The sequence below is a fragment of the Cupriavidus sp. KB_39 genome, from assembly GCF_052114485.1.
Lineage (GTDB): Bacteria > Pseudomonadota > Gammaproteobacteria > Burkholderiales > Burkholderiaceae > Cupriavidus.
The window spans coordinates 33,249-59,597 of the sequence record NZ_JBFREV010000028.1 but is presented as its reverse complement, the minus strand read 5'-3'; the positions used below and the strand labels follow the sequence as shown (position 1 = coordinate 59,597).

Here is a 26,349-nt window from a genome sequence, read left to right as displayed (position 1 = left end):
CCCGGCCTCAACTTACAAAATCTAGGGACATCGATGGAGCAAGGAGACAGCCTCGCCGGACCAGGCGACACCACGGGCGACACCACGGGCGGCCGACGCCTGCCGCTCGCGGACCTGCGCAAGAAGGACCTCAACCTGCTGGTGGTGCTTGCCGCACTGCTGGAGAGCAACAGCGTGAGCGAGGCCGCCAAGCGGCTCGACAGCACCCAGCCGTCCACCAGCCGCATGCTGGAGCGACTGCGCGACGAAATCGGCGATCCGCTGCTGATCAAGAGCGCGCTGAAGATGCTGCCCACGCGCCGCGCCCAGGAACTGCAGCCGCTGCTCGAAAACGTGCTGCGCCAGATCGAGCAAATCTACACCCAGGCGGCCGACTACGATCCGGCGCTGGAAACCGGCTCCTACGCCATCGGCATCAACGACTCCCTGCAGGCCGTGATCGCGCCCGGCTTCCTGGAGGCGCTGCGCCAGACCGCGCCGCGTGCGCGCGTGCGCATGCAGCCGGTGCCGATGCCGAGCGGCGTCAGCGCGCTGTCCAGCGGCGCCATCGACGTCATGGTGGCCTTCCACCCGGCCGAGGAGCACGAATCGCTGCGCGCGGAGCTGCTGTTCAACGCCCAGTTCGGCTGCCTGTGCGCCACCGACAATCGCCAGATCGGCGACCATCCCACGCCGGCCGACCTGACGCCGCTGCCCTGCCTCGATGTCTCGCAGTTCGGCCTCGTGACCAAACTGATCGACCGATACTTCGGCGCCCACGGCACCACGCGCAACATCGTCGGCACGCTGACCAGCTATCTGGCCGTGCCGGACGCCGTGGCGGGCACCGCCATGTACGCGATGGTGCCCGGCTACCTCGCCCCGCTGCTGTGCCGCCATCCCGGCGTGCGCTTCGCGCCGGTGGTGGACCCGCTGCTGACCGTGCCGGTGCACCTGTGCTGGCACAACAACGTCCACACGCACCCCTTCGTGTCGGTGCTGCGCACGCTGCTGACGCAGGCCGCCGCGCCGCTGGCGCACTGACGTCCCGGGGTGTCCATGGCGGCTGCGCCCCATCGCGGCTACTCCGGACGGATGCCCGCCGCCTGCGCCACCCGGCGGAAGCGCGCCATCTCGGTCTGGTGGAAGCTGCGCATCGCGTCGGGGTCGTAGGGCATCAGGCTCGACCCCGAACGCGCGACGTAGGCGGCGGACTCCGGCGTCTTCAGGATGGCCTGCATCGTCGTGGCCAGCCGGSCGACGATATCGTCCGGCGTCTGCGCGCGCACGTAGAACGACACCCAGCTGTACTGGATGTAGTCCGGATAGCCGCTCTCGCGCACCGTGGGCACGTCCGGCAGCTCCGGATGCCGGCGCTCGCCGGACACCGCCAGCGCGCGCAGCTTGCCCTGCTTCAGCAGCGGYAGCGCSCCCCCGGTATCGACCAGCGCCAGGTCAAGCTGGCTGCCGAGGATGTCGGACATGATCTGCGCCTGGCCCTTGTACGGGATATTGGTGAAGCGGATGCCCGCGAGCGAGCCGAACCACACTGCCGCGAGCTGGTAGCCGGCGGAGTAGGTGCCCACGTTGAACGGCCGCTCCTGCTTCTTCGCGGCGGCGGCCAGATCGCCCATGGTCTTCAGCGGCGACGTCAGCGGCACCACGAACACATTCATATTGCGGCTCAGGCCCGCCACCGGGCGCAGATCGGCGACGGGGTCATAGGGCAACTGCTTGATGACGAGGGGATTGACCGACATCGGCGAATTGCTGGCCAGCAGGATCGTGTAGCCGTCCGCCGGCGCGCTCTTGAGCGCCTGGATGCCGATGACGCCATTGGCCCCGGGCCGGTTCTCCACCACGACCGCCTGGCCGAGTTCGCGCGCCAGCGCCTCGCCGTAGAAGCGCGCCGAGGCGTCCGAGCCGCTGCCGGGCGTGAACGGCACGATGATCCGCAAGGGCTTCGAGGGGAAGTCCTGCGCGCGCTCGCCCGCCTGCGCCGTCGGCGCGTAGGCGAGCAGCGTGGCGGCCACCCCGGCCAGCATCGTCTTCAGCCATGTCATGGTSTCTCCCCGTGTGTCGTCTGAAGGCTAGGCCGCCGCGGCGGTCAGGTCCGCCCACAGCGCATCGCCGCCGCGCGCAATCGCACGCCGGCCAATCTCGGCCGCCCAGTACGCCTCGGTGCCGCACTCGGCACGCCAGGCCCACACGCGCCGCGTGGATTGGTGCAGCGAATGCTCGTGCGTGAAGCCGATCGCCCCATGCACCTGATGCGCGATGGCCGCCGCGCGGCCGGCGGACTGCCCGCAGATCACCTTGGCGACCATCGCCGCCTGGGTCCAGTCGCCGGCATCGACCGCCGCGCAGGCGGACGCCACGGCCATGCGCGCGGCCACGGTCTCGTTGGCGAGGATGGCCAGTTGCTGCTGCACCGCCTGGAACTTGCCGATCGGGCGGCCGAACTGCGTCCGCTCGTTCGCGTACTGCACGGTCTGGTTCAGGATGCGCTCCAGCAGGCCAGCGATGCCGATCGCCCGCGTCAGCGCGCCGAGTGCCTGTGGCGCCGCTGGCCATCCCGCCGGATCGCCGCGCACGGCCGCGCTGTCCGGCACGCGCTGGAAGGTGAGCCGGTCGCGCGGTTCGTTGGCGAGGTTCACGCCGGTCTCCACCGCAGCGGCGCCGGTCGCGGCGAGCAGCCAGAGCGGCGCCTTGGTCTCGGCATCGATCGCGCGGATCAGCACATGGCCCACGTAGCGGCCCCACGGCACCGCTACCGCGCCATCGAGTGCCCATCCATCGTCATGCAGRCAGGCGCTGACGGGCGCGRCGAGATCGGCAAGGCCGATGGGGCCGCCCGGCATCGCCACGCCAAGCTGGTTCAGGACCCAGCCTGCCACTGCGGTGTCCAGGAACGGCGCCGGGGCGTTGGCGCCGGCCAGCAGCACCGGCAGGCCCTCGGTCCAGCTGGCCTGCGCGCCCTCGTCCGCTTCCGGCACGAAGAGGCGGGTCAGGCCGCTGGCCTCCACCTGGTCCCACAGTTCGGCCGGCCACAGGCCGTGTTCCATCGCGTCGATCCGGGCCGGCGTCACGGCATCGGCAAAGAGACGGCTGGCGCTGTCCGCCAGCATGCGTTCGAGTTCGTTCATCGGACCCCCAGTCCCTTGGCAATGATGCCGCGCAGGATTTCGCGGGTGCCGCCGCGCAGCGAGAAGGACGGCACAACCTGTGTCAGATAACGGTGCGTGGCCGCGAACGGCGACGCGCTCCCCTGCAGGGCATCCCCGAACAGCTGGTGCGCCACCTCGGGAATTCGCTGTTCGAACAGCGCGCCAAGGTCCTTGACGTTGGCGGCGGCCACCTGCGGGTTTTCCCCGCGATTCAGCATGGCCGCAATGCCGCGCGACATCTGCCGCAGGGTGGTCAGTTCCGCCACCAGCAGGCCCAGCTCCGTGGCCTGGCGGCTGTCCGCGGCGTCGGCGTGATCGAGCATCTGGGGCAGCAGCGCGTAGCTGCTCAGGTAGCGCTCGGGGCCGCTGCGCTCGAACGTCAGCTCGGCCGTCACCTGCGCCCAGCCGTCGCCTTCCTTGCCGATCAGCATGCGGTCCGGCACGAAGACGTCGGTAAACACCACCTCGTTGAAGCCCTCCTCGCCGGAGAGGCTGCGGATCGGCCGCACCTGCAGGCCCGGCGAGTTCATGTCGACGAGGAACTGCGACATGCCCTTGTGCTTCTCGTCGGCGCCGCGATCGGTGCGCACCAGCGCAATCATGTAGTGCGAGCGGTGCGCGTTGGAGGTCCAGAGCTTGGTGCCATTGATGACCCAGCCGCCTTCCACGCGGTCGGCGCGGGTGCGGATCGAGGCGAGGTCGGAGCCCGAGTCGGGCTCGCTCATGCCGATGCAGAAGTAGACCTCGCCACGGGTGATGCGCGGCACGATCTCGGCGGCGACGGCCGGATCGGCGTAGCGCATCAGCAGCGGTCCGCTCTGGCGCTCGGCCACCCAGTGGCCGCCGACCGGCGCGCCGGCGGCGAGCAGTTCCTCAAGGACCACGTAGCGTTCGAGCATCGAACGCCCCTGGCCGCCGAACTCGCGCGGCCAGGTCATGCCGATCCAGCCCTGCGCGCCGAGCGCCAGGCTGAACTCGGCATCGAAGCCGCTCCAGCTCTTGGCGCGCAACGGGCGCGGCCGGTCCGGCATGACCCGGGCGAGAAATGCCCGCACCTCGGCCCGCAATGGTGCCAGCGGCCCATCGGGCTCGGCTGGGCGGATCACTATCCTGGCGGCTGTGTCCACGCTGTCTCCTGTCGTTATCATGTGTCGCGTTGCCGGGGGCCCCGCGAAAGTGACGACGAGATTAGCAAGCCGCAGACGCCGCACCTATCGCACGGACGGCATATCCGAAATGCGTGCGATAGGTGCGGCGCGCCCGAGGCATGGTTTTCCCGTAGCCGGACCTATGCCTGCGCGGCGCATACCGGCCCGCGCATAACGGATATGCCCCGCCGAGCCTTGCCTCGGTGCGGCGCGAGCCAGTAGGCTCTTCCTCCATCAAACGACGACGGATCACCGTTGCGGAGGAGACCACCATGAGACACCGACAGGACAAGGTTCGCGCCATCCCTCACCAAACCCGGCGTCGTACGCTGCACACGCTGGCCACCCTGGCGGCGGCCATCGGGCTRGCGCCGCTGGCTGCCCTCCCCGCCCTGGCGCAGGGCGATGCCGCCAGCTTCCCCAACCGGCCCGTGAAGTTCATCGTGCCGTTTCCGCCGGGCAGCGGCACGGACACTGGCGCGCGCATCTTCGCCAAGAAGATCGGCGACCTCACCGGCCAGCCGGTCACGGTGGAGAACAAGCCGGGYGGCAACGGCTTTATCGGCGTGCAGACCGCGCTCAACGCGCCGGCCGATGGCTACACGGTCTTCATCGGCAGCAACTCCACGCTCTCCACCAACGCCGCCACGTTCCGCAAGCTGCCCTATGACCCGCTGACCGACTTCGCGCCGATCAGCCTGCTGACGCGYGGCCCGTGCCTGATCATCGTGCCGCCAAACTCGCCGTACAAGAACGTCGAGGAGCTGGTGGCGGACGGCAAGAAGCGCCCCGGCGCGCTCAACTACGCGAGCGGGTCGATGTCGTACACGCTGTATTCGGAATGGCTCAATGACATGACCGGCATGCGCTCCACCGGCATCAACTACAAGGGGGCGGGCGATGCGATCAACGTGACGCTCTCCGGCACCGTGGACTTCGCGGTGGTGGACGCCAGYGGCGCCATCGAGCTGGTGAAGAGTGGGAAGCTGCGCGCGCTGGCGTACACAGCCCCGCAGCGCACCCACCTGCTGCCCGATGTGCCGAACGCGCAGGAGGCCGGCATTCCGCAGTTCCTGGCCTACAACTGGGTGGCCGCGGCAGTCTCGGCCAAGACGCCGCCGGAGCTGGTGCGCCGCTGGGCCACGCTGTTCCACCAGGCGGCAGAGACACCGGAACTCAAGGACTACTACAAGCGACAGTCCACGACGGTCATCATGTCCAGCCCGGCCGAGATGCGCCAGTACCAGCAGGAGGAAATCCAGCGCTGGAAGCAACTGGCTTCCCGCGCTGGCATCCCCCTGCAGTAAGGGTCGCAGTCAGGGCCGCTGTACGGTCCTTTAGCGCTCCAGGTTCTTGCGCTCCGTGGCGGTGAGCATGCGCAGCTGCGATTCGCCCAGGTCCATCTGCCCCAGCACCTGCACCACGCCTTGCGGATCGTACTTCGGCGGCGTGGCGCTGGCGCCTTCGCGTCCTCGCGGCGCGTAGGCGCCGGCGCTGCCGTCGCCCTCATTGCCGTTGCCGAGCACCCGCACCGTGAACACCGACGGCAAGCCCTGGCGCGCCGCCGCGCGGTCGCGCTGCACGGCATCCTGCGCCGCGCTGGCCGCCTGCGACGCCGCCGCGCTGGCGTTGCTCAACGCCCCCACGTTGATCGCCGCCACCACCGGCATGCCCGCCGCCTTGCCCTGCACCTGGATGTTCTCCGCATTGACCACCCGCAGCGCCGCCAGATTGACGTTGCCCGAGACCCGGATACCGGCCTCGCCCGCGTCGATGGTGCCGAGCGGCGCAATCAGGTCGATATCGCCCGGCGGTACTTCCGGGATCGGGTTCAGCGTGGCGATACCCGCGCCCGTATTCGGCGTGGTCGGTGACAGCGCCACCAGMCCGATRTCGTCATASGTRCGCCGCTGCGGCGTGTAGACCACGGTGGACTTGGARCCGCGCCCSGCGTTGATRTCGCCCTGCGCCGACCAGCCGAGGATATTGCCGCCGAAGGTCGTGAAGATGCGGCTCTGGCCCAGCAGGATRCTGTCGCGGGCATACATCTGGATCTCGCCCGCGCCCTGCGTCAGCACGCCGGAACCCTCGCCCGGCACGAAGCCGCCGTCCACGCCGACCAACGTACGGCCACCCGGCGTGAACACGCTGATGTCGCCGCCGAAGTCGGTGTGGATGCCGGCATCGAGCACGTCGTAGAACGGCACGCTGCCGGGGCTGCCCGCAGCCAGCCACTCGGCCTTGCTCAGGTACTTCGTGCCCGGTTTGGGACGCGTGGTGAAGCGCCCGTCCAGGTTGTCCTGCCCGCTCTGGTAGAACCGCGCGCTGCTGAACATCGTCAGGTCGCCCTGATAGTCACCCTGAGCGTCCGCCGCCTGCCCCGGGAACAGCGTGGCGATGGCCTCGCGGCCMCGCAGGTAGCTGCCCGCGCGCGGACCGGTGGCGTCGTTGAACTCGCGGCCCGAGGCCTTGAGTTCCGCGTAATACACGTTGCGCAGGTAGGCGCGCTGCTGTTCCGGCGGCAGCGCGGCGAGGAACTGCCGCGCGTCCATGGTGGCGGCATCGAAATGCACGCCCAGCCCGTTGCTGCCGCCGAAGCGGTCCGTCAGCCAGTTGACCAGGTGTAGCTGGCCGGCCAGTCCGTATTCGCGCTGCAGGTCGCGGCTGGGCGCCGCGGTGCCGGCGGCCAGCGCCGCCTTGCGCGACTGGTCCAGCTCGGCCTGCCGGGCGGCCAGGAAGGCCGGGGCGCCGGCCTCGTCGCCGGTGTAGCCGAACTCGGCGCGCAGCCAGTCACCCAGCGTCAGCTTGCCGCCGTAGGTGGTCACGGCCTTGCCCGGCTGATCGGCCAGCGGGCGCCCGCTGTCGGCCTGATTGGCCGCATCCAGGTAGCGCGCGGCGAAGGCGTCGAAGCCCAGCCCGTCGAGCCCCTTGGCGCCCACGCCGGCGGCCACGGCAATCGCCGCGCCGTTCGAGCGGTCGTGCTGCGCCGAACCAGCCACCGCGCCGATGCTGCGCAGCTCGCCCTTGTCCGCCAGGTAGAGATCACGCCCGGCGGTCACTTCCAGCAGGCCGGGGCCCGCCACATAGAAGCTGCCGCCCCGGATGTCGCGGCCCGCCGAGATCACCGAGATGTCATCGTCGTTGCCATGCACGATCAGGTTCCCGCGCGTGGTGGCGATCGTGTTCCGGGTGGGCCGCAGCGGCGCGTCGGGCTCGGAGCTGTAGTACTGGCCGAACCAGCCCAGCGCGTCTTCCGGTGCCATCGCAAAGGTACCCAGCGGCGTGCCGGCGTTGACGATATCGCGCCCCGCGCGGATCGCCACCGGCCCGCCCCCCTCGTACAACGGGCTCTGGGTGCCTACCGTGCCCGTCAGGCTGCCCACGTAGATGATGGTGCCGGTGCGCAGGCCGACGATATCGCCCGCGTTCGCATAGAAGCGCGCGGGCGGCTGCCCCTCGCGGGTATAGCCGGATGCGGTGGGCGACGTGAGGCTGAACAGCGGATACGCCTGCTCGCTCTCCACCCCCTTCGAGAACAGCACGCTGGGCGCCAGACCCTGCGGGTCGATATTGCCGACCACGTGCTGGCCGTACCACGCGGTACCGACCACGCCGAGGAAGCCGGGGTTGAACGGGCTCGGCAGCAGCGTGGGATTGGCGCCGGACTGGGTCACCGAGTAGCCGGCGGCGTAGATCGAATCGCCAGCCAGCAGCTCCAGCGCGCCGGTGCCCGTCACCGCGAAATGCGGGCTCACCGGCGAAGGTGCCAGGATCAGGCCGACCGGCGACTGCTCCGGACTGTTGTTGCTGACCCGGCCGGAACTCGCGTTGCCGTAGTACAGGCTGCCGTTGGGCGCCGCCGCGCGCAGGATCGACGGCATCACGAAGCGGCCGTCGGTGGCGCTGTGGTTGCTGCGGTCCCGGTCGTCCGTCCACGACGTGGACGGCGTCAGGTTGCCGCCGGCGCTGAACAGGTCGATGGCGGTGGACGGCGTCCACAGCGAGAACCAGCTCCAGCCCTCGCCATCCTGCGCGGTGCCGTCGAGCGTGAACGGCGTGCCGTTGTGGAACTGGGCCACGCGGCCCGGATCCGCCACGCCGCCGATGACSAGGTCSCCGCGCGACTCGATGCGCACGCCGGCATCGCCCACCACCAGCACCGGCCCGCCGCCCGCGATGGACGAGGTGGCCACATAGGGCTGGTAGGCGCGCGTCTCCATCGGATCGGCACGGTCGTAGCGCAGCTSGATGCCGCCCACGGCSCCGGCTTCCAGCCGCAGCGCGCCGCGCAGGTTGACGAACGTGCTGTTCAGGTCCAGGCGCGGATTCGAGAAGCGGGTCAGCGGCGTGATCTCGCCATTGCTCTCGGGCTGGTTGCGGACTTCCGCCACCGGGTTCAGGCCGCCGCCGATGCGGATGTCGAGGTCGCCCCCGCCGGTCTGCGTCAGCGTGCTGCCATCGGCCGAGACGCGGCCCGTGCTGCCCACGGCCAGCACCAGACCCTGGCTCCGCGAGAGCACCGRCSCGCCATTGCCCATGCGCGATTCCAGCATGCCGGCGTTGCCGCCGGCTTCCATCACCAGRTTGCCGCCGCCGAGCGTGCCGATACCGGTGAAGCCCACCAGGAACGGCAGGGTGCCCTGCACCGCGTACTGGTCGTCCTTGGCCGCCACATAGCTGCCGAAGTTGACCCACCACGCCGTGGGCACGCCCTCGCCGRGCGCTGCCGCGCTGCCGGTGCCCTGGCGCCACAGCCAGCCGCCCACGGCCGAGGTGTCGAAGTGGATGCGCATCTGGCCSAGCGCGTCGTCGKTGCGGATGGTGCCCGGCTTGGTGCCGATGATGTCGCCGCGCACATCGCCCTGCGCGCGCACCAGCACGTTGCCGCCGTGCTCGGGATACCACGCCTGGTACGTGCTCTGCGCGCCGCCGTTGATAAACGGTTCGAGGTAGGCGCCGTYAGCGCCCAGCAGCGTGCCGTCCGCRCCCCTGGCGCGCGCCTGGTTATAGGCSGCACCCACGCCGGCCGCCTGCGTGCCGGCGGTATAGACGCCGAACGGCGAGGTCATGGTGAAGTCGGCCGCGGCCAGCAGGTCGAGGTCGCCGGTGCCGGTGCGCAGCACGCTGAACATYTGCTGGCGCCCCGGCATCATCTTGTCCTCATAGACCGGCGGCGTGCCATCGGCGATCTTCTCGACGAGGATGCCGAGGCCCAGGTCGTTGAGCCCCGCCACTGCTTCCTCACCGCCATACGCCTCGAGGTTGATCGGCGTGCCCGGCACTTCGCCGAACATCCAGGCCTCCGGCCCCCAGATGTACTGGCCCGGGATGCCCGTGCCCGGCTTGAGCACGGTCTGCTGGGCCAGCCCGTAGTGGGTATCGGCCAGCAGGAGCTGCCCGCGCGTGCTGCGCGGCTGCAGCGCGCGGGTGTCGGCCGCCGTGAGGTCGGCGCCGCCTACCAGCCGCATCGACCACGCCTGCGAGCCCTGCTCCAGCATCGGCGCCAGCGCCCAGGTGCGGCCCTGGTTGCCGCTGGCATCCGCGTCGCGCATCAGCACGGTGGTGGCGTCGCCGGGCAGCTTCACCACGGTTTCGGCCGGGATCATGGCGCCCTTGCGCAGCATCAGGTCACCCGCCAGCACCACGCCGTTGACCGGGCCGTAGGTGGGCATGTCCACCACGGCGCCATCGGGGAACGGCAGCGGCACGCCGGCCGGCCACGTCATGGCCGCCACATGCGCGGCGCCCGGCAGGCGGTTGCCCGCGTCGAGCTGCATGCCGGTGGTCAGCGTGAGCGCGGCAGACAGTACCGTGCCGGCCGGATGCACCACATTGCCCGCGCCGTCGCGGATGGCGCCGCCCAGCACGGTGCCGGCCGGCAGCACGAGGTCCGCTGTCAGCGTGGCGCGCGTGGGCAGCTCGGTGCCGGCGCGCAGGCTCATGGCCTGGATCGGCAAGGCGTAGTTGAGCGCGCGGCCCGGCTGGAAGAAGGTGCCATCGGCCAGCGTGACCTTGCCGTCGGTCGGCACCACCACGTCGCCGCCCCAGGGCACGCGGCCCTTGACCAGCATCCASCCGTTGTCGTCCGGCGTGACGGGCAGCGCGGCGCCGTCGAAGCCATCGGACACGCTGCCAAAGATCTTGAAGTCCCCGCCGGCACGCATCACCAGCGCGCCCGCCTCGCCGGAGCCGCGCACGCCGGTCTGCTGCGTATGCGGGTTGACGCTCGCGTAGCGGTAGCCGGACAGGTCGATATCCCCGTCGATATGCAGGTCGCCATCGGGCGTGATCGAGACGATCTCCACGCCCGGGCGCAGGTGGAACGCGTCCGCGTAGGTACGCAGCCCGGCCAGCCTGCGGGTCATCAGGTCGCCGTTGGCCAGCGCGTTGCCCATGAAGGTCAGGCTCTCCGCGTGCTTCTGGTCCAGGTAGCCCTGGGTGATGGACTGGTAGTCGCGCCCATCGGCCGTGCCGCCGGAGACCAGCGGCGCGTCGTTGTAGGTCTGGAASGCGTTGACGGTGATCGCGCGCGCGCCGTCGATGCGCACGCTGCCTGATGCGTCGATGTCGACGTCGTTGCCGGTGGCGCCGCCCAGCCGGCGGGCGCTCAGCTCCACCGTGCCGAGCGACAGCGGCGTGCCGTCGGTGCCGGCGCGCACGTCCATGCGCGCGCCGTCCGCCAGCGTCAGCCGGCCTTGSCCCGCGTTGATGTCGATCAYGGCGCGGTTGGGCGCCTCGATCACCTGCCCGTAGCTGTCCACGCGCAGCACGCGGCCATGGGCGTCCAGCAGCGCGCCGCCGCCRATCGTCACGCCATCGCGCGCGGCCAGGCGGATGCTGCCGACCTGCTCGCCGCTGGCGTCCACGRTGCCGTTSACTACSAGSCGGCCGCCATCCACCGAGACGCTGATCTCGCGCGCCTTCAGTTCGTCGCCCACCGTCAGGTCGCCCTGCTTGATCTGGAAGTTGCGGCCGCCGGTGACCCCGCCCGCCGTCAGGCGCTGGTTGAGGCCSRTGAAGTCGGCCACGTGCTGGCCGCGAATGTCGGCGCCGCCGGCCGCGTACGGCACCCACGTGCCGCCCGCATCGTAGTAGCCGGTGCTGCCGCCGGCGATGGCACCGCGCAGGTCCACCGTGCCCGCGCCAGCCCCCACCGCCACGGCGGTGAGCTTGCCGGCGCGGTTCTCCAGCGCGGAGAGGTCGATGCGCGAACCAGCCGTCTGCAGGATGTTGCCGGACTGGCTTTCCAGCACCACGTCGCCGCCCCAGCTGTACTTGCTGACGTCGAAGAAATCGACCTTGCGGCCGGCGAGGTCCAGCCGGGCGCCATCGCCGAGCACGACATCGCCCTCGGCGGACACCGTGAGCTTGCCGCTGGGCAGCGCCACGGTGGTGTCGAGTGCCACGCTGCGTCCGGCGAGCGAGACTTCCGCGCCCAGCGCGGCAATCAGCKCCGCATTCGTCAGCGCGGGCGCGGTAGCCCCGGCAGGCGCGGCCACGTTCACCGCGCCGCCCGCGCGGATCTTGTTGACCGAGCCTGCCGCGCCGGTCAGCAGCGGCGTATGGATGGTCAGGTCGCCGCCGCTGTAGGCGTAGGCGTTAGTGGCTGCATCCCAGGCGCCGCGCGTCTGGTAGACCGCGAGCGAGCCGGTCTGGTTGGCCGTGACGCGTTCGCTGGCGTTCAACTCCACGCCGCCGAAGCCSAGCACCAGCCGGTCCATATCGTGGATGGTGTCCGGRCGGGTGCCSGGGCCGTAGCCGAATTCGATCTGGCGGGCATCGACGATGAACTGCCCGCTGCCGTTGCCKGCGCCACCGGCCGCCACCTGCCCCGGCGCGGTGTTGGTGCCGTTCCAGACCAGCGTGTCGGTACGGATGCGGGCGCGGGCGTCGGCGTCTCCCAGGCCGTAGATGGCCGGGGTGGTCAGCACCAGCCGTTCCAGCGAGGACTTGCCGGTGGCAGGATCGATGGTGGACAGCTCGATCGAATCGTAGAAATTGACCGCGTCGCGCGCCGTCAGCACCAGATTCTCCAGTGCCGGCGCGCCCGCGCTGGTGTCGCCGCGCAGCAGGCGGTCCAGCACGCCCTGGTTGAGGGTCAGCCCCGGGGTCAGGGCATTGCGCGCGGCCACGGCGGCCAGCGACGCCTCGCTCCCCACGTTGATGCCGCCCACGGCCAGCGTCAGGTTGCGCGTGCCGTAGCGCGCCGTGTCGCGCAGCTCGAAGGTCTGGTCGGTGGCCGCCGCGATGGTGCCTTCCGAATAGAGCTGCGTGGTGCCGTTGCAGACGGCGCCCGCCGCGCAGGCGCCAATGTCGATGCGGCCCGGGCCCTGCGCCGGGTCATTGCCGATGGCAGGCGGCAGCAGGTCCAGCCAGCCGTTGGACACCGCCAGCACGGACAGCCGGGCCGGATCGTAGACGTAGCCGTCCATGGAATCCCACGCGGCCTTGCCCTGGCCGAGCGTGTTGATGCCCGCGCCCTGCTCGATGACGATGSCGCCAGACTTGRSGCCGGTGACGAGGAACACCTCGCCGGCCTTGAGCACCGCGCCTTCGCGCAGCACGATGTTCCGCGCGTTGCCGGTGAAGGTGGCGATGTTGTCGCGCTGCGAGTTGGTGGTGGCGCGCACCACGGCGGGCAGGCCGCCGATGCCGAGGCGGTTGGCGCCGATGGCATTGAGGTCGTCCGCGTRCAGCGAGATCTGGTTCAACAGATCCCCGCCGGGCAGCGCCCGCGGCGTCGCGCCGGCCGCCAGGATCTCGTAGTCGCCGGAGTTGCTGACGACCAGCGCGCTGCCGCCATAGCCGCCCGTCGGCGTGCCGTAGGCGGTGGTGCCGCTGGCAAAGCGCAGCGCGGGCGCGTCACCGATCTTGCCGGCCTGGATATCGGCGATGAATTCGAGCTGAAGGCCCTTGGCGTCGCGCTCGAGCATGGGCCGTGGCACGCCGTTGAGCGCCGCGTTCGCCAGCCCGAATTCGGCGTAGCTCGTCTCGTTGTACTGCGACAGCCGGCGCAGCCTGTCGGCCGAGGTCAGCAAGACCTGCGTCGGCAGCGCATCGCGGAGGGTCGTGTTGGCCGTGCCGAGCTGCGCGGAGGTGGCGTACGAGCCATTGCGCATGGCCAGCGCCGGTCCCTGCCCCAGCCCAGCCTGGCTGGCGCCGTTGAGTTCCACGCGGAACGCGCCCGGTAGCAGCGCGAAGGTCGAGGGCAGCAGCGTGTAGGTGCCGGCAGGCAGCCCCGGCACGCCCGCGCCGATGGTGATCTGGCGGCCGATGGCCGGGTCGCTGGCGCCGTGCTCGGCCACGATCGGCGCATAGCCGGCCTGCGCGCCCGGCACGATGGCGTAGATGGGATTGGTGCCCAGGCCCGGCAGCGTGAAGCCGCCCTTCGGCGACACCTGCACCAGCGGATTCATCCGCGCGTCAGTGGAGCCGCCGCGCCCGGCCAGGAAGGCCGCGCCGGTCAACTCGCCGCCGCCGGTCATGTCCAGCAGCGCGCCCGGCTGCACGTCGATGGCGTGGCCGGTCAGGTTGATGGTCGGCCCCGCGCCCACGCCGGGGAACACCACGTCCGTGCCGTCGTGCATATAGCTCAGGCCGTCCAGCGTGCCGCCGTAGGGCATCACCAGCCCGTTCGCGCTGACCGACGTCACGCTGCCGGGCAGCACGTTGACCACGCCGGTTTCCGTGCCGTTGCCGCTGGTCCCGATCGAGACCGAGCCGAGCGGGGCCCGCACGACGCCGCCCTGGTTGACCGTGGGGCCGGAGAGACTCAGGGTGCCGAAGACCGAATACGGCGTGGCGGGGAGCACGTCACCCACCCGCTCGATGTTCAGCACGCGGGTCGGATCGAAGGTGCGGATGGGGCTGCCCCACTGGTTGACACCGTCGATCTGCCCGACCAGGACCCTGCCGCTGTCCTGCATGGCCGGGTAGATCTGCGAGGCGGCCAGCGTCAGGTCGCCCGGCTGATACAGCAGCGCGGCGCCGGACATGCGGATGTCCGAGGCGCTGCGCAGCGTCATCTGGTCGAAGGCATCGCGCTCCACCTTGAGCGGATCGACGGCGTTCTGGATGATCTCGCCGCGCGCGCCAACGCTCACCTCGCCCACGATGTCGAGGAACTGCGCATCGGCCAGGAAGCTGGTGCCGTCCGCCACCAGCGGCACACCGAGCGTGCCGCCCGCCGCGCCGGAATTTTTGGAGCCGCGCACCGGGTTCGGCATGATGCCGTTTTCGCCCTGGCTGCGCGTGGTGCCGGCGAGGCGCATATAGGGCGCCGCCAGGCTGACACGCGTGCCGGCCGCAGCCTGTTCGGCCAGGCCGACGGCGCTGGCGGTCAGGCTCAGGCTCTGGCCCATGGCCAGGTTCACGTCGCCATCGAAGCTGATCAGGCCGTTGGCGAGCAGCGCCAGGTTGTCGAAGCCACCGGCCGCCACACGGTCCACGCCGATACGGGCGGTGCCGTAGCGCAGCGCGGCGTCACGCATGCCGGGGCGCAGCGCGTCGGAGAGGCCGCTATCGCCCTGCACCTGCGCCACCACCAGTTCACGCGGCACACGCACCGCGTCGTCCACGGCCGCGCCCTTCAGGGTGTTGCGGTCCACGCCGAGGTAGGACGGCGTCTCCAGGTTGATCGCCAGCGTGCCACCGGCCGCGCCCGCGCCACCGGCTGCCGCGCGCAGGTCGCCATCCACGAACAGGCCGCGCATCGAGCTGAGCGCGATCACCCCGCCGTTGCTGGCCACGTTGATCGGGCCGACGCCGGCTACGTCCACCACTGCCGACGCCCCGGAGGCGTCCAGCCGCGCACCGGGCCGCACCACCACGAAGGCATCGGCCGCATCGACCTCCCGTGCGCCGTCCACGTGGCGCGCGCCGATCTCGATGGTGCCGCCGTTGGCGACCTCGCCATAGGCCCGGCCCTGCACGTCACGCGCGGTGACCGCACGGCCTGCCACGTCGATCACGGCATCGCCGCCGATCCAGATCGAGCGGCCATCGGGCGTGCCGCTCGGCGACGCCGCATTGCCCACGCCCAGCGCGGTCTGCAACACGGCGACGCTGCCGCCCCAGGCGTTCAGCGTACCGTCGATGGTGATCTGGCCGTTGCCCTGCAGCGTCAGCGCGTGGCCCGGATCGACCGTGACCGTGGCGCCCTGCCCCACCGTCACCGGCGCCTGGCCGTAGACGTTGCCGCCACCCAGCACGAGGTCGGCGCCGCGCCGCTGCGTCAGCACGCCATGGACCGGATCTTCCTCCCACAGCGGCGGCAGCCAGCGCTCCAGCGCCTGCGAGGGGTCCGCGCCGGTGGGCACCCTGTGCGCCGCCGTGGTGTCGTGGCGCAGCACCGGCATGATGACGTCGACGGTGGCGCCGTTGGCGATCTGCGAGCCCTGCTGGCCCGATACGTCGTACTTCGAAAAGCCGGTCTGGAACAGGTCGGTATCCAGCACCAGCAGCGGCTTGACCGCTACGTCGGTGGAAAGCACCGCGCCAGCCGGCAGGCGGTCTCCGGCGGCCATCGCATGGTCGGTCTGGAACGCCGTGCCCGCCTTGACCGTGGTGCTGTACATCGCCACCGGCATGCCGTTCGGGAACACGTTGCCCGGCACCACGTAACCGGCGCCCATTTCGCCCTGCGTGCGCACCAGCACGGTCCCAGCAGGCACCGTGGTGCCGCTCGCGTACCAGGCGCCGTTCGTGTCGTACACAACGAACTGGTTGAAGCCGACGCCCGGCGGCACCACCCACCCCTGGGTGAGCGTGAGCGGCCGGCTCGGCGCGATGGCGATGGTGCCCGGCGACACCTGGCCCGGCGCAGCGGTGTCGGACGTGAACGTGTAATCCACCGGCAGCACCGTGCCCGCCTTGATCGTGAACGGCTGGTCCAGCGTCAGGTGCACCGGCACCGATTCCCCGGCGCGCAGCACGCCGGATTCGGCCAGCAGGCCGCCGCCGATGGCGACGCCCAGCCCCGAGTCGATGGTCAGCGTACCGCCGCCGTTCACCCCGTAGCCGCGCAGATCGCCATCCATGCGCAGCGTGCCCGAGCCGGTGCCGGCCACGTCATACTGGTTCGAGCGGAGCGTGATATTGCCGCCGCGCCCGCCGCGCAGCGAGCCGTCCGCCATCAGCGCCGCACCGGACGACACGTCGATCAGGCTGCCCGCGCCGAGCGTGACGTCGCCCGAGCTGCTGACCGTGACCGAGCCGCCGTTCACATAGGGCAGGCCGTCGATGTTGCCCGGGTCCTGCTTGAGATTGGTCCACAGGCCGCGCGCATCGAGGGTGACGCCGGGCGCCACGGTCACGGTTGCCGTGCCGGTGGGCGCGTCGGTGACGGGCCGGTCGATCCAGTTGCCCGGGCTGCCCCGGCTGACGATGTCCCCGAGCGCGATGGTGCCGCCACGCGCGGTAAGGTCCGCGCCGATGTCCACCGTGGTGGCATGCAGCCCCAGCGCGCCGCCCGTCGCCACGGCCAGCGGCGCATCCACGGCAATGCCATCCTTGGCGAAGACCGTGAAACCGCCGAGTTCCAGCCCGTTGAGCCAGCCGGCGTCGAGACGGATGTGGCCGCCGCTCTGRTCCGCCGGCAGCGCGTCTTCGAGCGCGATACCCTGCGCGATGCCCTGCACCGCGCCAATGTCGACCTGCCCGGCCACCGCCGTCGGGATTTCCCGGATCGTGTTGGTGGCGGGGTCGAACAGCGGCGTCAACTTGCCGATCACCAGCTGTCCGCGCCGCGGCGCGGCAATCTGGGACTGCTGGTAGCCGTCCAGCCCGGCGTCGCGCGCCTGGCCCTGGCGCSGGCCCTGATAGACGGTGGCGTCGATATCGCCCTCCATCACAGCCGAGGCGGTGGACACCACCACGCGGCCGGCATCGCGGCCCACGGTGTAGCCGTTCTCCAGCCGCTCGCGCGGCGCGATCAACGGGTTGTAGAACTGCTCGGTGGCCTTGGCGCCCCAGCGCTTGTGCGCGGCCTCAAAGCCGCGATACACGCCCTCGTAGGTCATGTCGCCGGGCGCGGTGGCGAGGTTGTAGAGCTGGCCGTCGCTGCCGCGCAGCCAGGTCTGCTTGATCTTGCCGGTCTGCACGTCCAGCGAGCCGCCCGCCACATTGATGGTCGAGCCCGCCCGCGAGACCAGCTCGCCGCCTTCGAACAGCACGGTGCCGCCCAGCGCGGCCCATTCGCCGATGCCGTGGCCGCTCGTGTTCAGGTAGCCGCTGACTTCCAGCAGGCCGCCGCCGGTGTACCAGCGGTCCGTGGTGGCGCCGTTGGTGCCGGCCGGCACGCGCACGAGGTAGCGCCGGTCCACCCACATGGTGGTGTTGTTCAGCTTGCCGGAATCGCGGTTATTCGGGGCGTCGCGCTGCTCGTTGCCCTGGACGTTGATCTCGACGTTGTTGGACTCCATCGCCACGCGCACGCCCACCGCGCCCGACACATCCAGCACGGCGCGATCGGCCAGCAGCGTGCGTCGCGCGGCATTGACCTGGATCTGTCCGCCGGTGGCCAGCGCCAGCGAATCGGCGTCGAACAGCACGTCCCCGCCCGAGGCGATCTGCACCAGCGACTGGTCGCGCCGGTTGTAGCCGCCCTCGCTGGCGGTGGCGGAATCCTTGATCAGCGCGTCGCGCTGCACGTCGAGCGCGGTCTCGTTGCTGTCGGCCAGCAGGATGGCGGTGACGCTCCCCGGGGCCAGCGTCACGCGGCTCTTGTCATCGCCCTCGGCGCGCAGGTGCACCGTGCCGCGCGTGGTGACCGAGCTGCTGGAGAGCAGCACGCCGCGCTGCTCGACCGTATGGCCCTTGAGCGTGATGTCGCCGGTGGCGGCCTGGATCAGGCCGGCGTTGGTGACCAGCCCGGCCGTGCTGCCCGGGTTGCGCAGCACATCCACCTCATTGCCGCGCGTGGTGGACGTCTTGTTCGCGTCGGTGCCCATGCCCCGGCGAATCACAAAGCTGTCGCCGGCGGCCAGCGTAGTCTGGCCGTTCGGCGTGACGATGGTGCCCCGGTTGTGCGCCTCGCGGCCGGCCAGCAGCACATAGCCGCCGCCCTCGGTCACGCTCTGCGGCGTGCGCGTGGCGATGCGGGCGCCCGCTTCCACCACCACGTCGCCGGTGGCGTTGCCGAAAGAGGTAGCGGTCGCCGTCGAGACCAGGTCATTGGCGAAGGTGGGCACGTAGCCGCTGCCCTTGGCCTCGCTGAACAGCCCCTTCTGGAACTGCGAATCGGTCATGCCGGCGGCGGCGGCCACGAGGTTGCGCGTGTCGACCTGGCTGGTGCCCTTGAAGACGATGCCGTTGCGGTTGACGATCATCACCGTGCCATCGGCCTTGATCTGCCCTTGGATCTGGCTGGGCCGCGCCTGCGGATCGTTCACGCGGTTGAGCACCGCCCAGTCGGCCTGCTGGTGGAACTCCACCGTGGTGTTGCGGCCCACGTTGAAGGTTTCCCAGTTCAGGATGGCGCGGTCGCCGGTCTGCTCGATGGAGACCACGGTCCGGCCATCGACAACCTTCTGCCCGGTGGCCTTGTCCAGCGGCCGGGCGTTCTGCCAGCCCGCCGTCAGGCTGTTGGTATCGACCTTGAGGCCGCCCTCGGCCAGCCCGTCGGGGACGGACGGGTCCTGCGCGGCGGCGTTGCGCGCCGCAGCCTGCGCGGCCTGCATGGCGGCGATGGCCTGCGCGGTGGTGGCGAGGTTCTGGATCGAACGCTGAAGCTGCTGGTTGGCCTGCTGTTGCTGCGCGGACGGGTTGGTCAGCGCGGAGGCCGGCATGCCGTTGGGCAGCCGGCCGGTGGCGGCCGCCGTGCCCTGCATCATGTTCTTCTGCGCCATCCAGTCGCGGCTGAAGGCCTGCTGGGCGTGCGCGCCATCGAGCATGCCGCCCGCTGCCACCAGCAGCGCTATCGCATGGGCCAGCGGCCGGCGGCGTGGATTCGGAAGCCGGAAGCCGCCGCCGTGTTGTGGCGAAGGCATGTTCCCGCTGTGAGCGCGCATCTGCATGGTGATCTCAATCCCGTCAAGCAACGTTGGCGGGCCGCCTCTCGCAATCTGCGTGGCGTGGCGGCCCTGTCGTCATGTCCACCGACGGCAAGCGCCGTCGATGCTCCTGGGACCTAGACCATTGGGCCGAAGGGAATCGGCAAGCTTTTCCTTGAAGATTTCGTGACAGCGATCCGGGAAAACCCGGACCACCGTGCCTGCGAAAAACCTAGCTCAGCAGCACCATGCCGCCCGGCAGCGTGCGCGCGTGCAGCCCGAACGAGCGCTGCATCTGGACGATGGCCTTGTCGAGCGCGTGAATCTGAAAACGGCCGGTGACCGGCTTCGCCGCGAGTTGGCGGTCCAGCAGCACGACCTTGCCGGTACGGTAACGATTGATCTCGTCGAGCACCTCGCCCAGCGGCGCATCGGTGAAGCGCAGGTAGCCCTGGCGCCAGCCCGGCATGCGCGCGGCATCGAGCTGTTCGGCGCGGCCCAGCGTGTGGTCGTCGTAGCGCAGGCGCTGGCCGCCCGACAGTTGCACGGTGCCGCTGGCATGGGCCACCTGTACCTGGCCGTCGATGCAGGTCACGCACACCGCGCCGTCCAGGTGCCGGACCTCGAAGCGCGCCGCCTGGCGCTGAAGCGCCTGCGTATGGCCGGCGCCGGCCGCCACCACGAAGGGCGTTTCGGCACGGCTCAGGTCGATGGCGGCTTCCCCGGCGATCAGGTCGATGCCGCGCGTGCCGCCCGCGCCGGGCCACACCGCGATGCTGGTGCGCGTATTGAGTTCGACATCGACGGCGCCGCCCAGCGCCAGCCGCCGCTGTTCGCCGGTGGCGGTGCGGTAGTCGGCACGCCATTCATTGGCGGCGGGCCACAGGCCCAGCGGCGGGTGGACGACGGCTGCTACCGCCGTCGCCGCGGTGGCGCCCAGCGCGCCACCGAGGAACGCACGCCGCTGCCAGCTGGACGGACGCCGTGCCGCCGGCAGGGTGGCGTGTATGGCGGCGGGGTTGCGCGCCTTGACCATCGCGGCGGCCTCGCCGAGCTGGGCCCAACGGGCGCGCGCGGCGGCAAAAGCGGCGGCGTGGGCAGGGTTCGCCTGACACCACTGCCGCAGCGCCGCGCCGTCGGCATGCGTGATCTCGCCCGCCGCGACACGGCGCACCCAGGCGAGCGCCTGCCGCTCGACGGGATCCAGTTCGCGCGGCGGGGGGAACGGAGCATTCATGGTTGGGATCATGGCGTCAGACGAGCCATCCTCGGGTAGCGCCCGGCCAGCAGGCTTACAGACAAGACGGTTGGGCGGACGCGGATCGGCACAATTTCTTCACTCATGCTTCGGCATGTGCGCCATGCAGTACTCATGGGCGCGTTTCAGTTCCAGACCGACCAGTCGCGTGGATACGCCGAAGCGCACCGCCACCTCCTGGTTGGAGCGCTCCTCCACGCGCACCGCGAGGAAGATCGCCCGCCGCCGGGGCGGCATGCTGTCGATCAGCCGCGCCAGCGCCTCCAGCTCGTCGCGGGCGGCCACGGTCTGCGCCGGCCCCGGGGCGGGATCGGCGATTTCGAGCATCAGCGTGTCCACCTCGTCCGCACTCATATAGCGGCGGTCGCGCTGGAGCCGGTCCAGCGCGAGGTTGGTCGCCATCCGCATCAGGTAGGCGGCCGGGCTGCTGACCGGGCCGCTTTCCTCGCTGCGGTCTTCCAGATGGACCCAGGTGTCGTGCAGCGCGTCGCTGGCCAGCTCGGACGAGCCGAGCCGCCACGTCAGGCGGCGCTTGAGGTCTTCGTAGCGCAGCGCGAGGAGGTCGCGCAGGGTGGCGCGGGTGGAATCGCTCATGGCTCAGCCCGCCTGCCGTTCGCACGCCGGGCGGCACGCGCCGGCCTGCGCCGCCCGTGCGTCGCAGTGCACGGGGTGGGCCAGCAGCACGAAGGGCCGCGACGGATCGGTGGGCGACAGGCCCACATCGACCTGTTCGAGGGTCTCAACGATGGCTGCATCGCGTGCCTTGTCGCCGGTGGTGTCCAGCAGCCGCACCTGCCGCACATGGCCGGAGGCATCGACATGCACGCGCAGCGCCAGCCGGTATTCCCCGAACGCCAGCGACGGCCGCGCGCACAGCGCCCGGTAGATGCGCGCCTGCACCGCGCCGTCGACCTGGCGCTGCCGGCTGGCGGTGGCCTCTGGTGCGGGCGCATCCGGCGGGCGGGGTGTGGGGATCAGCACGAAGGCGTCGGACGCMGCGGCCTGCACGGTCAGCCCGGTGCCGTCCACCAGCCTGCGCAGCGCGTCCTCGGGGCGATAGCTGCCATGCACCGGATTCGAAGTGCGGCCCTCCGCGAGTTCSGAAGGGAAGAAGACGGACAGGCTGGTCAGCCTGTCGTACTGCGCCAACGCCTGTTTCAACGGCTGGGCCGGCAGGTCGAAGGCGATCTCGGCCATGCCGTCCGGCGTGGCCTGCTGGGCGCGGAGCTTCTGGCAGGCCATGCAGAGCACGAGCAGCGTCAGGTAACCCACCAGCGCGCGCGCACTGGGCGATGCGACCAGCCTTGCCATCACGATCCAAGATGAGTCGTCCGTTGAGGAATGCCCGACGGCGCCGCTTGCGGGCGCCTTGAGCCGGTCCGCATCGTAGGACTCCTGTGTGACGTAACCGTGACTGCAAGGCGGCGTACTGCCCTCCCCCCTCCGGGAGGGGGGCGTGGCAAGCTTCAGCCGGCAACGGCGTCGGTGGCGGCGGTGACGTCATCGGTGACGGCTGCATCGGTCGCCGCTTCCGTCGCCGCTTCCGTCCCGGCMGCCTGGAAGTTGCGCAGATGCAGGAAGAACTGCCCCATCATCTGCACCCAGAGCTGCATCGCCACGCCGAGATAGGTGGGCGCGACGCCGCCGGAGACCATCACATCCATCTCCAGCACCACAAACTCGCCGTGCTGCGCCACACGCGCGAAGCGCCGGCTGCGGTGCCACTCGGCCACCACGCCCTCCGGCAGCGTGCCGCCCTGCACGCGCAGCGGGCAGCTCAGCGTGAAATCCACATACTCGCCGGGCGCGGCGGCRTTGCCCCACAGCACCTGGAAGCCGACGCCATGGCTGGCGCTATGCAGGCGCGGCACGCCCTCCTGCTCGATAACGGTGACGGCGCAGCCGGCCGCCTTGACGGCGTCCGCGACCTGCTCCGGCGTGACGGTCTGCAGGAGGGTCGGGGTCGGTTGTTCGATGGTTTGTGCGACGGCGTCGAACGGGGTGGCGATGGTGGTCATGAACTGGTCCTGAAATCTGAAATCGGTAGAAGAGGGGTTAGTGCGTCTTTTGCGGCGCGGCGTCCGGCTGGCTCGCCGACTGGGCGGGCGGGGCCGGCGGGGCAGCCTGCGCCGCCGCAGCGGCGGAGAACTGCCCTTCGTARAGCTTGTCGCCAAACTGCTGCGCGATCTGCTCGTAGCGCACGCGGCTCTGCGCGGCAAAGGGCTGGCGTGCGCTCAGCACCGTGCCGAGATCGACGGTCTCGTAGGCCTGCAGCACCTCCTGGCCCACCGCGTACAACTGCGCGTTCTTGGCTTCGCACTGGGTCAGCGCGGTCTTCTGCGCGGTGGTCTCGGCGGCCAGGCGCTGGCGCTCGGCGTCCAGTCCGCGTGCCATCCTGAGCAGTTCGTCGTACGCGCCGCGATACTGGGCGATCTGCGCGCCAGCCTTTTCCACCTGCGCCTGGCCCTGCTGCTGGCTCTGGCGCAGCGCGTCGCGCGACTGGCGCTCGCTGGCCAGCTGCGCGCGGGCAGCCTCCAGCTCCTTCTTCAGGGCATCGACATCGGCCGGTGCCGCGCCAGCCTTGGCGGCGGGCTGGCTGCCGCCGCCTGCCTTGAGCACGGCCAGTTCGTTCTGCGCCTGCTGGAGCTGCGCGGTGGTGTTGCGGAGCTGGTTGCGCAGGCGCTCTTCCATGCTCTGGCCGGCCGGGGCCTGCTGGGCATGGGCGGCGCCGCCGGCCACCAACAGCGCGGCGGCCAGGGCAATGCCGGGGAGGAACGGATGGGACACGGTGTCCTCCTTAGAAACGGGCGTTGACTTCAAGCTGCAGCGTGTCGATCGACAGCGGCGGCCCGAACACTTCCTTGGTCGAGATCCAGCGGCCGGTCACCCAGGCGTTCTTGTCGAACGCATAGGAGCCGCCGAGGTAGTAGCCGCGCGCATTGGTGCCGCCCATGTGGAAGGTCGAATCGTTGTAGCCGTCCGGCATGGCGTCCGGCTCGATGCGCTTGTAGCCGGCCAGCACGTTCCAGTCGCCGCGTGCCGAAGGCGTGGGCTTGCCGAAGGTGGCCTGGAACATGTAGGCGTTGCCGCCACTCTTGAAGTCCGCGCGGCTGGTGCCGCCGCTGGCGCCGAAGTTGTTCACAATGCCGCCGTTGGCGCGCGCGAACATCTCGTCCGGGTCGTAGGCGAGGTTGCGGATGTAGTTGCCGTCCAGCCGCAGCATGTACTTGCCGGCCACCTTGGTGTCCCAGCGCAGGTTGACGTCGAGCAGCTGGAATTGCGAGGCCAGGCCCACGTACTGCGGCTGCGGCGTGTTAGCCGGGTCGAGCGGGTTGAGCGCGATATTGCGCAGCAGCATCAGCGTGTTGCCCTTCTGCATGAAGGCCGGACGGCTCCAGTCGGTGCTGCAGCTGGTGGCGCCCGCGTACAGCGCGCAGGGGTCGGACACCCGGCCGCTGACGTTGTGGAAGTCGTAGTAGGCCAGCGCGCCGCGCAGGCGGTTGTCGTCGTTCACCTTCCAGCTCGCGCCGATCTGCGCGCCCAGCAGCCACTTGTTCTCGCTGCTCATCTTGTCCTGGCTGTTGCCCGGGAAGCCGTCCGACGAGTATTCGAGCGGGATCAGGCCCAGCGAGCCGAACAGCGAGATGTCGCGGTTAGGCAGCGCCTTGTCGAACTGCGCGGCGATGCCGTCGAAATTCAGGTCATTCGAGAACAGCGTGTCCGACGACACGAACGGGTTGCCGAAGCGGCCGCCGGTGAYCTTGACCCATTCGAACGGCTGGTACGACAGCCAGCCCTGGTCGAGCCAGACGTCCTTCTTGGCCAGCCCGCCGCCGAGCGTCTGGTTGGTGGAGACCGGGCTGTTGTCGTTGCCGGTGGCCAGGCGCACGCCGGCCTTCACGCTCTCGGACACATCGGCGAGCACGCCAATCCGCGCGCGGGCCTTCCACTGGAGCGTGCGGTTCTGGCGCGTGTTGAGCAGCGGCGGGAGCGCCAGGTTGGTGTTCGGGTTGACGTCGAAGCCGCCGCCCGAGTTGATGGCGGCCCAGTCGATCTCGATATTGCTGTTGTTGCCCGAGTAGAAGCGCGATTCGTTGCGCAGGCGTACATCGCCCTCGACATGGATGCGCTGGGTCCACTCCGGCGTTTCGTTCGGCGCGGCCCAGCCTTCGGCCTTGGCCTGGGCCATTACCTGCACCTTCACCTCGTCGCGGATCTCGTCCCGCACGGTTTCCGGGATGTACGGCACGCGTACGTCGCCCGGTTGCAGCGCGGCGGCGGTCACGGCACCGGCAGCGGCACCCGTGGCGACACCGGCCCCGGCACCCGTGCCGCTGGACGCCTGCATGGTCGCCAGTTGGCGCTGGGTCTGCTGCGCGGCCATCGCCTCGGTCTGGGCCTGCGCCAGCAGGGCCTCGCCGGCGTCCTTGCGCAGCGCGCCGCTCTCGATCAGGCCACGGATCAGCTTGACCATGGTGCTGTCGCCCTGGGCGGCGGTCTGCGCGTTGGCGCCGCCACCCGCGGCCAGCAGCGCGACGGCCAGGGCAAGCGCCTGCGCGCGGCGCCGGGTGCGTGGAKCGCGCGTGATGGGCGTGGCGCGCGGGTGGATGGCGGAGGGATTCATCGGTGTGTTCTGCATGATGTGTTGGGAATGGGGAGCGCGCGGCATCGTCATGGCCGGCGCCCCTTGATCGACATGCGCAACGGCGAGCGCAGCGTGGCCGGCGGGCGTTCGTCGGCACGGAATTCGCGCACCATGGCGAGGACCGCTTCGTCGGTCTTCGCGTTGCCGGTGCCTTGCGAGAGCTGCACGCGCGTGACGGTGCCGTCCGCATCGAGCCAGACGTCGATGCGGATATCGTCGAACGCCAGCTGGCGGGTGCGCGCGTCACGCGCGAACGCCTGCTGCAGCGCGCTGGACAGCCACGACGCGTAGGARCGGCTGCCGAGCCCGCCCCCGCCGCCGGTCATGCCGCCGCCGCTGCCCGCGCCGATGCCGAACGCATCGGTGCCGGCCTGGGCGGCGCCGTCGATGGTGACCGGGTCGCCCAGGTCCTTCGAGGGGCTGGGCGGGCTGTCGTCCTTGGGCGGATCGAGCGGCTCCATCGGCTTGGGCTCGGGCTCCTTGATTTCCGGCTTGACCTTCTCCGGCTCCGGCTCGGGCAGTTTCTCGGGCTCGGGCGGCGGAGGCGGCGGYGGKGGCAGCACCAGCGTGGGCGTGGCGGCWACYTCGCGCTTGGTGCTGGCCGTGCCGGACAGCAGGTACCAGACCACGGCCGCGAGCACCACGAACGCCAGCGCGCCAATCAGGTGCCCGCCCCAGCGRCGCCAGAGCACCGCAACGCGTGCGCGGAAATCAGGCGGGGGATCGCGACGGTTCACGCTGTCTCCCTTACGCCGGCTTGCCGGTGACGAGGCCGATCTGGTTCAGCTCGATCCGCCGCAGCAGGTCGAGCACCTCCACCACCTTCGCGTATTGCACGGCGGCATCGCCGCGCACGATCACCGGGAAATCCGGCGTCAGCGCCTTCTCGGTGCGCAGGCGCTCCTCCAGCTCCGGCAGYGACACCGGGTAGGCGTCCAGGAACACCTGGCCGGCGTTGTCGATRGTGATCGCCTTGGTCTTGGGCTTCTCCAGCGCCACCGAGGCGCTGGCCTTCGGCAGATCCACCTTGATGCCGGGGATGCTGGCGTTGCTGGTGAGGATGAAGATCACCAGCACCACCAGCAGCACGTCCACGAATGGCGTGATGTTGATGCCGCCGGTGCGCTTCTTCGTGCCGAACTTGGCTGCGTGTGCCATGGTT

At 70.6% G+C, this 26,349-nt stretch carries 14 protein-coding genes; 2 read left to right on the top strand and 12 right to left on the bottom strand.

The window, feature by feature from the left end; translation table 11 throughout:
* The first annotated feature begins 33 nt into the window (after window positions 1–33).
* Window positions 34–1,023, top strand: coding sequence for a LysR family transcriptional regulator (locus AB4Z27_RS20145; RefSeq protein WP_441592503.1), 990 nt, complete (start codon window positions 34–36; stop codon window positions 1,021–1,023).
* 38 nt (window positions 1,024–1,061) lie between these two features.
* Here AB4Z27_RS20145 and AB4Z27_RS20140 read toward each other — a convergent pair whose 3' ends face one another.
* The 3 genes from AB4Z27_RS20140 to AB4Z27_RS20130 are packed head-to-tail and all read right to left on the bottom strand — an operon-like array spanning window position 1,062 to window position 4,294.
* Complete coding sequence (locus tag AB4Z27_RS20140; RefSeq protein WP_441645082.1) at window positions 1,062–2,042, bottom strand: Bug family tripartite tricarboxylate transporter substrate binding protein; 981 nt, start codon at window positions 2,040–2,042, stop codon at window positions 1,062–1,064.
* A gap of 27 nt (window positions 2,043–2,069) precedes the next feature.
* Window positions 2,070–3,125: an acyl-CoA dehydrogenase family protein gene (locus tag AB4Z27_RS20135; RefSeq protein ID WP_441645081.1), complete on the bottom strand. Its 1,056-nt coding sequence runs from the start codon at window positions 3,123–3,125 to the stop codon at window positions 2,070–2,072.
* On the bottom strand, window positions 3,122–4,294 hold the full coding sequence (locus AB4Z27_RS20130; protein ID WP_441592501.1) for an acyl-CoA dehydrogenase family protein: 1,173 nt from the start codon (window positions 4,292–4,294) through the stop codon (window positions 3,122–3,124). The genes AB4Z27_RS20135 and AB4Z27_RS20130 overlap by 4 nt, the downstream gene beginning before the upstream one ends.
* A 272-nt stretch (window positions 4,295–4,566) precedes the next feature.
* Here AB4Z27_RS20130 and AB4Z27_RS20125 point away from each other — a divergent pair, with 272 nt between their 5' ends.
* Entirely contained in the window at window positions 4,567–5,601 is a 1,035-nt protein-coding gene (locus tag AB4Z27_RS20125; RefSeq protein WP_092295215.1) for a Bug family tripartite tricarboxylate transporter substrate binding protein, read from the top strand.
* Between the two features lie 30 nt (window positions 5,602–5,631).
* Here AB4Z27_RS20125 and AB4Z27_RS20120 read toward each other — a convergent pair whose 3' ends face one another.
* The 9 genes from AB4Z27_RS20120 to AB4Z27_RS20080 all read right to left on the bottom strand — a co-directional run bounded on the left by AB4Z27_RS20120 (window position 5,632) and on the right by AB4Z27_RS20080 (window position 26,345).
* The gene (locus AB4Z27_RS20120) at window positions 5,632–19,281 is read right to left on the bottom strand and encodes a filamentous haemagglutinin family protein (protein WP_441645080.1); all 13,650 of its coding nucleotides are present in this window, start codon (window positions 19,279–19,281) and stop codon (window positions 5,632–5,634) included.
* 235 nt (window positions 19,282–19,516) lie between these two features.
* The gene (locus AB4Z27_RS20115; RefSeq protein ID WP_177219930.1) at window positions 19,517–20,521 is read right to left on the bottom strand and encodes a FecR family protein; all 1,005 of its coding nucleotides are present in this window, start codon (window positions 20,519–20,521) and stop codon (window positions 19,517–19,519) included.
* 99 nt (window positions 20,522–20,620) lie between these two features.
* Entirely contained in the window at window positions 20,621–21,136 is a 516-nt protein-coding gene (locus AB4Z27_RS20110) for an RNA polymerase sigma factor (protein ID WP_092295224.1), read from the bottom strand.
* 3 nt (window positions 21,137–21,139) lie between these two features.
* A complete protein-coding gene (locus tag AB4Z27_RS20105) occupies window positions 21,140–21,853 on the bottom strand; it encodes an STN domain-containing protein (protein ID WP_092295227.1) in 714 nt (237 codons plus the stop codon).
* Window positions 21,854–22,008: 155 nt separating this feature from the next.
* Entirely contained in the window at window positions 22,009–22,560 is a 552-nt protein-coding gene (locus AB4Z27_RS20100; RefSeq protein WP_441645079.1) for a YbjN domain-containing protein, read from the bottom strand.
* A 37-nt stretch (window positions 22,561–22,597) separates the two neighbouring features.
* Window positions 22,598–23,329, bottom strand: coding sequence for a hypothetical protein (locus tag AB4Z27_RS20095; protein WP_441645078.1), 732 nt, complete (start codon window positions 23,327–23,329; stop codon window positions 22,598–22,600).
* A gap of 10 nt (window positions 23,330–23,339) precedes the next feature.
* A complete protein-coding gene (locus tag AB4Z27_RS20090; RefSeq protein ID WP_441645077.1) occupies window positions 23,340–25,166 on the bottom strand; it encodes a putative porin in 1,827 nt (608 codons plus the stop codon).
* A gap of 47 nt (window positions 25,167–25,213) precedes the next feature.
* Window positions 25,214–25,924 carry an energy transducer TonB family protein gene (locus AB4Z27_RS20085; protein WP_177219931.1) on the bottom strand — a complete coding sequence of 237 codons (711 nt, stop codon included), beginning with the start codon at window positions 25,922–25,924 and terminating at the stop codon, window positions 25,214–25,216.
* A 10-nt stretch (window positions 25,925–25,934) separates the two neighbouring features.
* Window positions 25,935–26,345 (bottom strand): ExbD/TolR family protein, encoded by a 411-nt coding sequence (locus tag AB4Z27_RS20080; protein ID WP_092295239.1) that lies wholly within the window; start codon window positions 26,343–26,345, stop codon window positions 25,935–25,937.
* Between the last annotated feature and the right edge of the window lie 4 nt (window positions 26,346–26,349).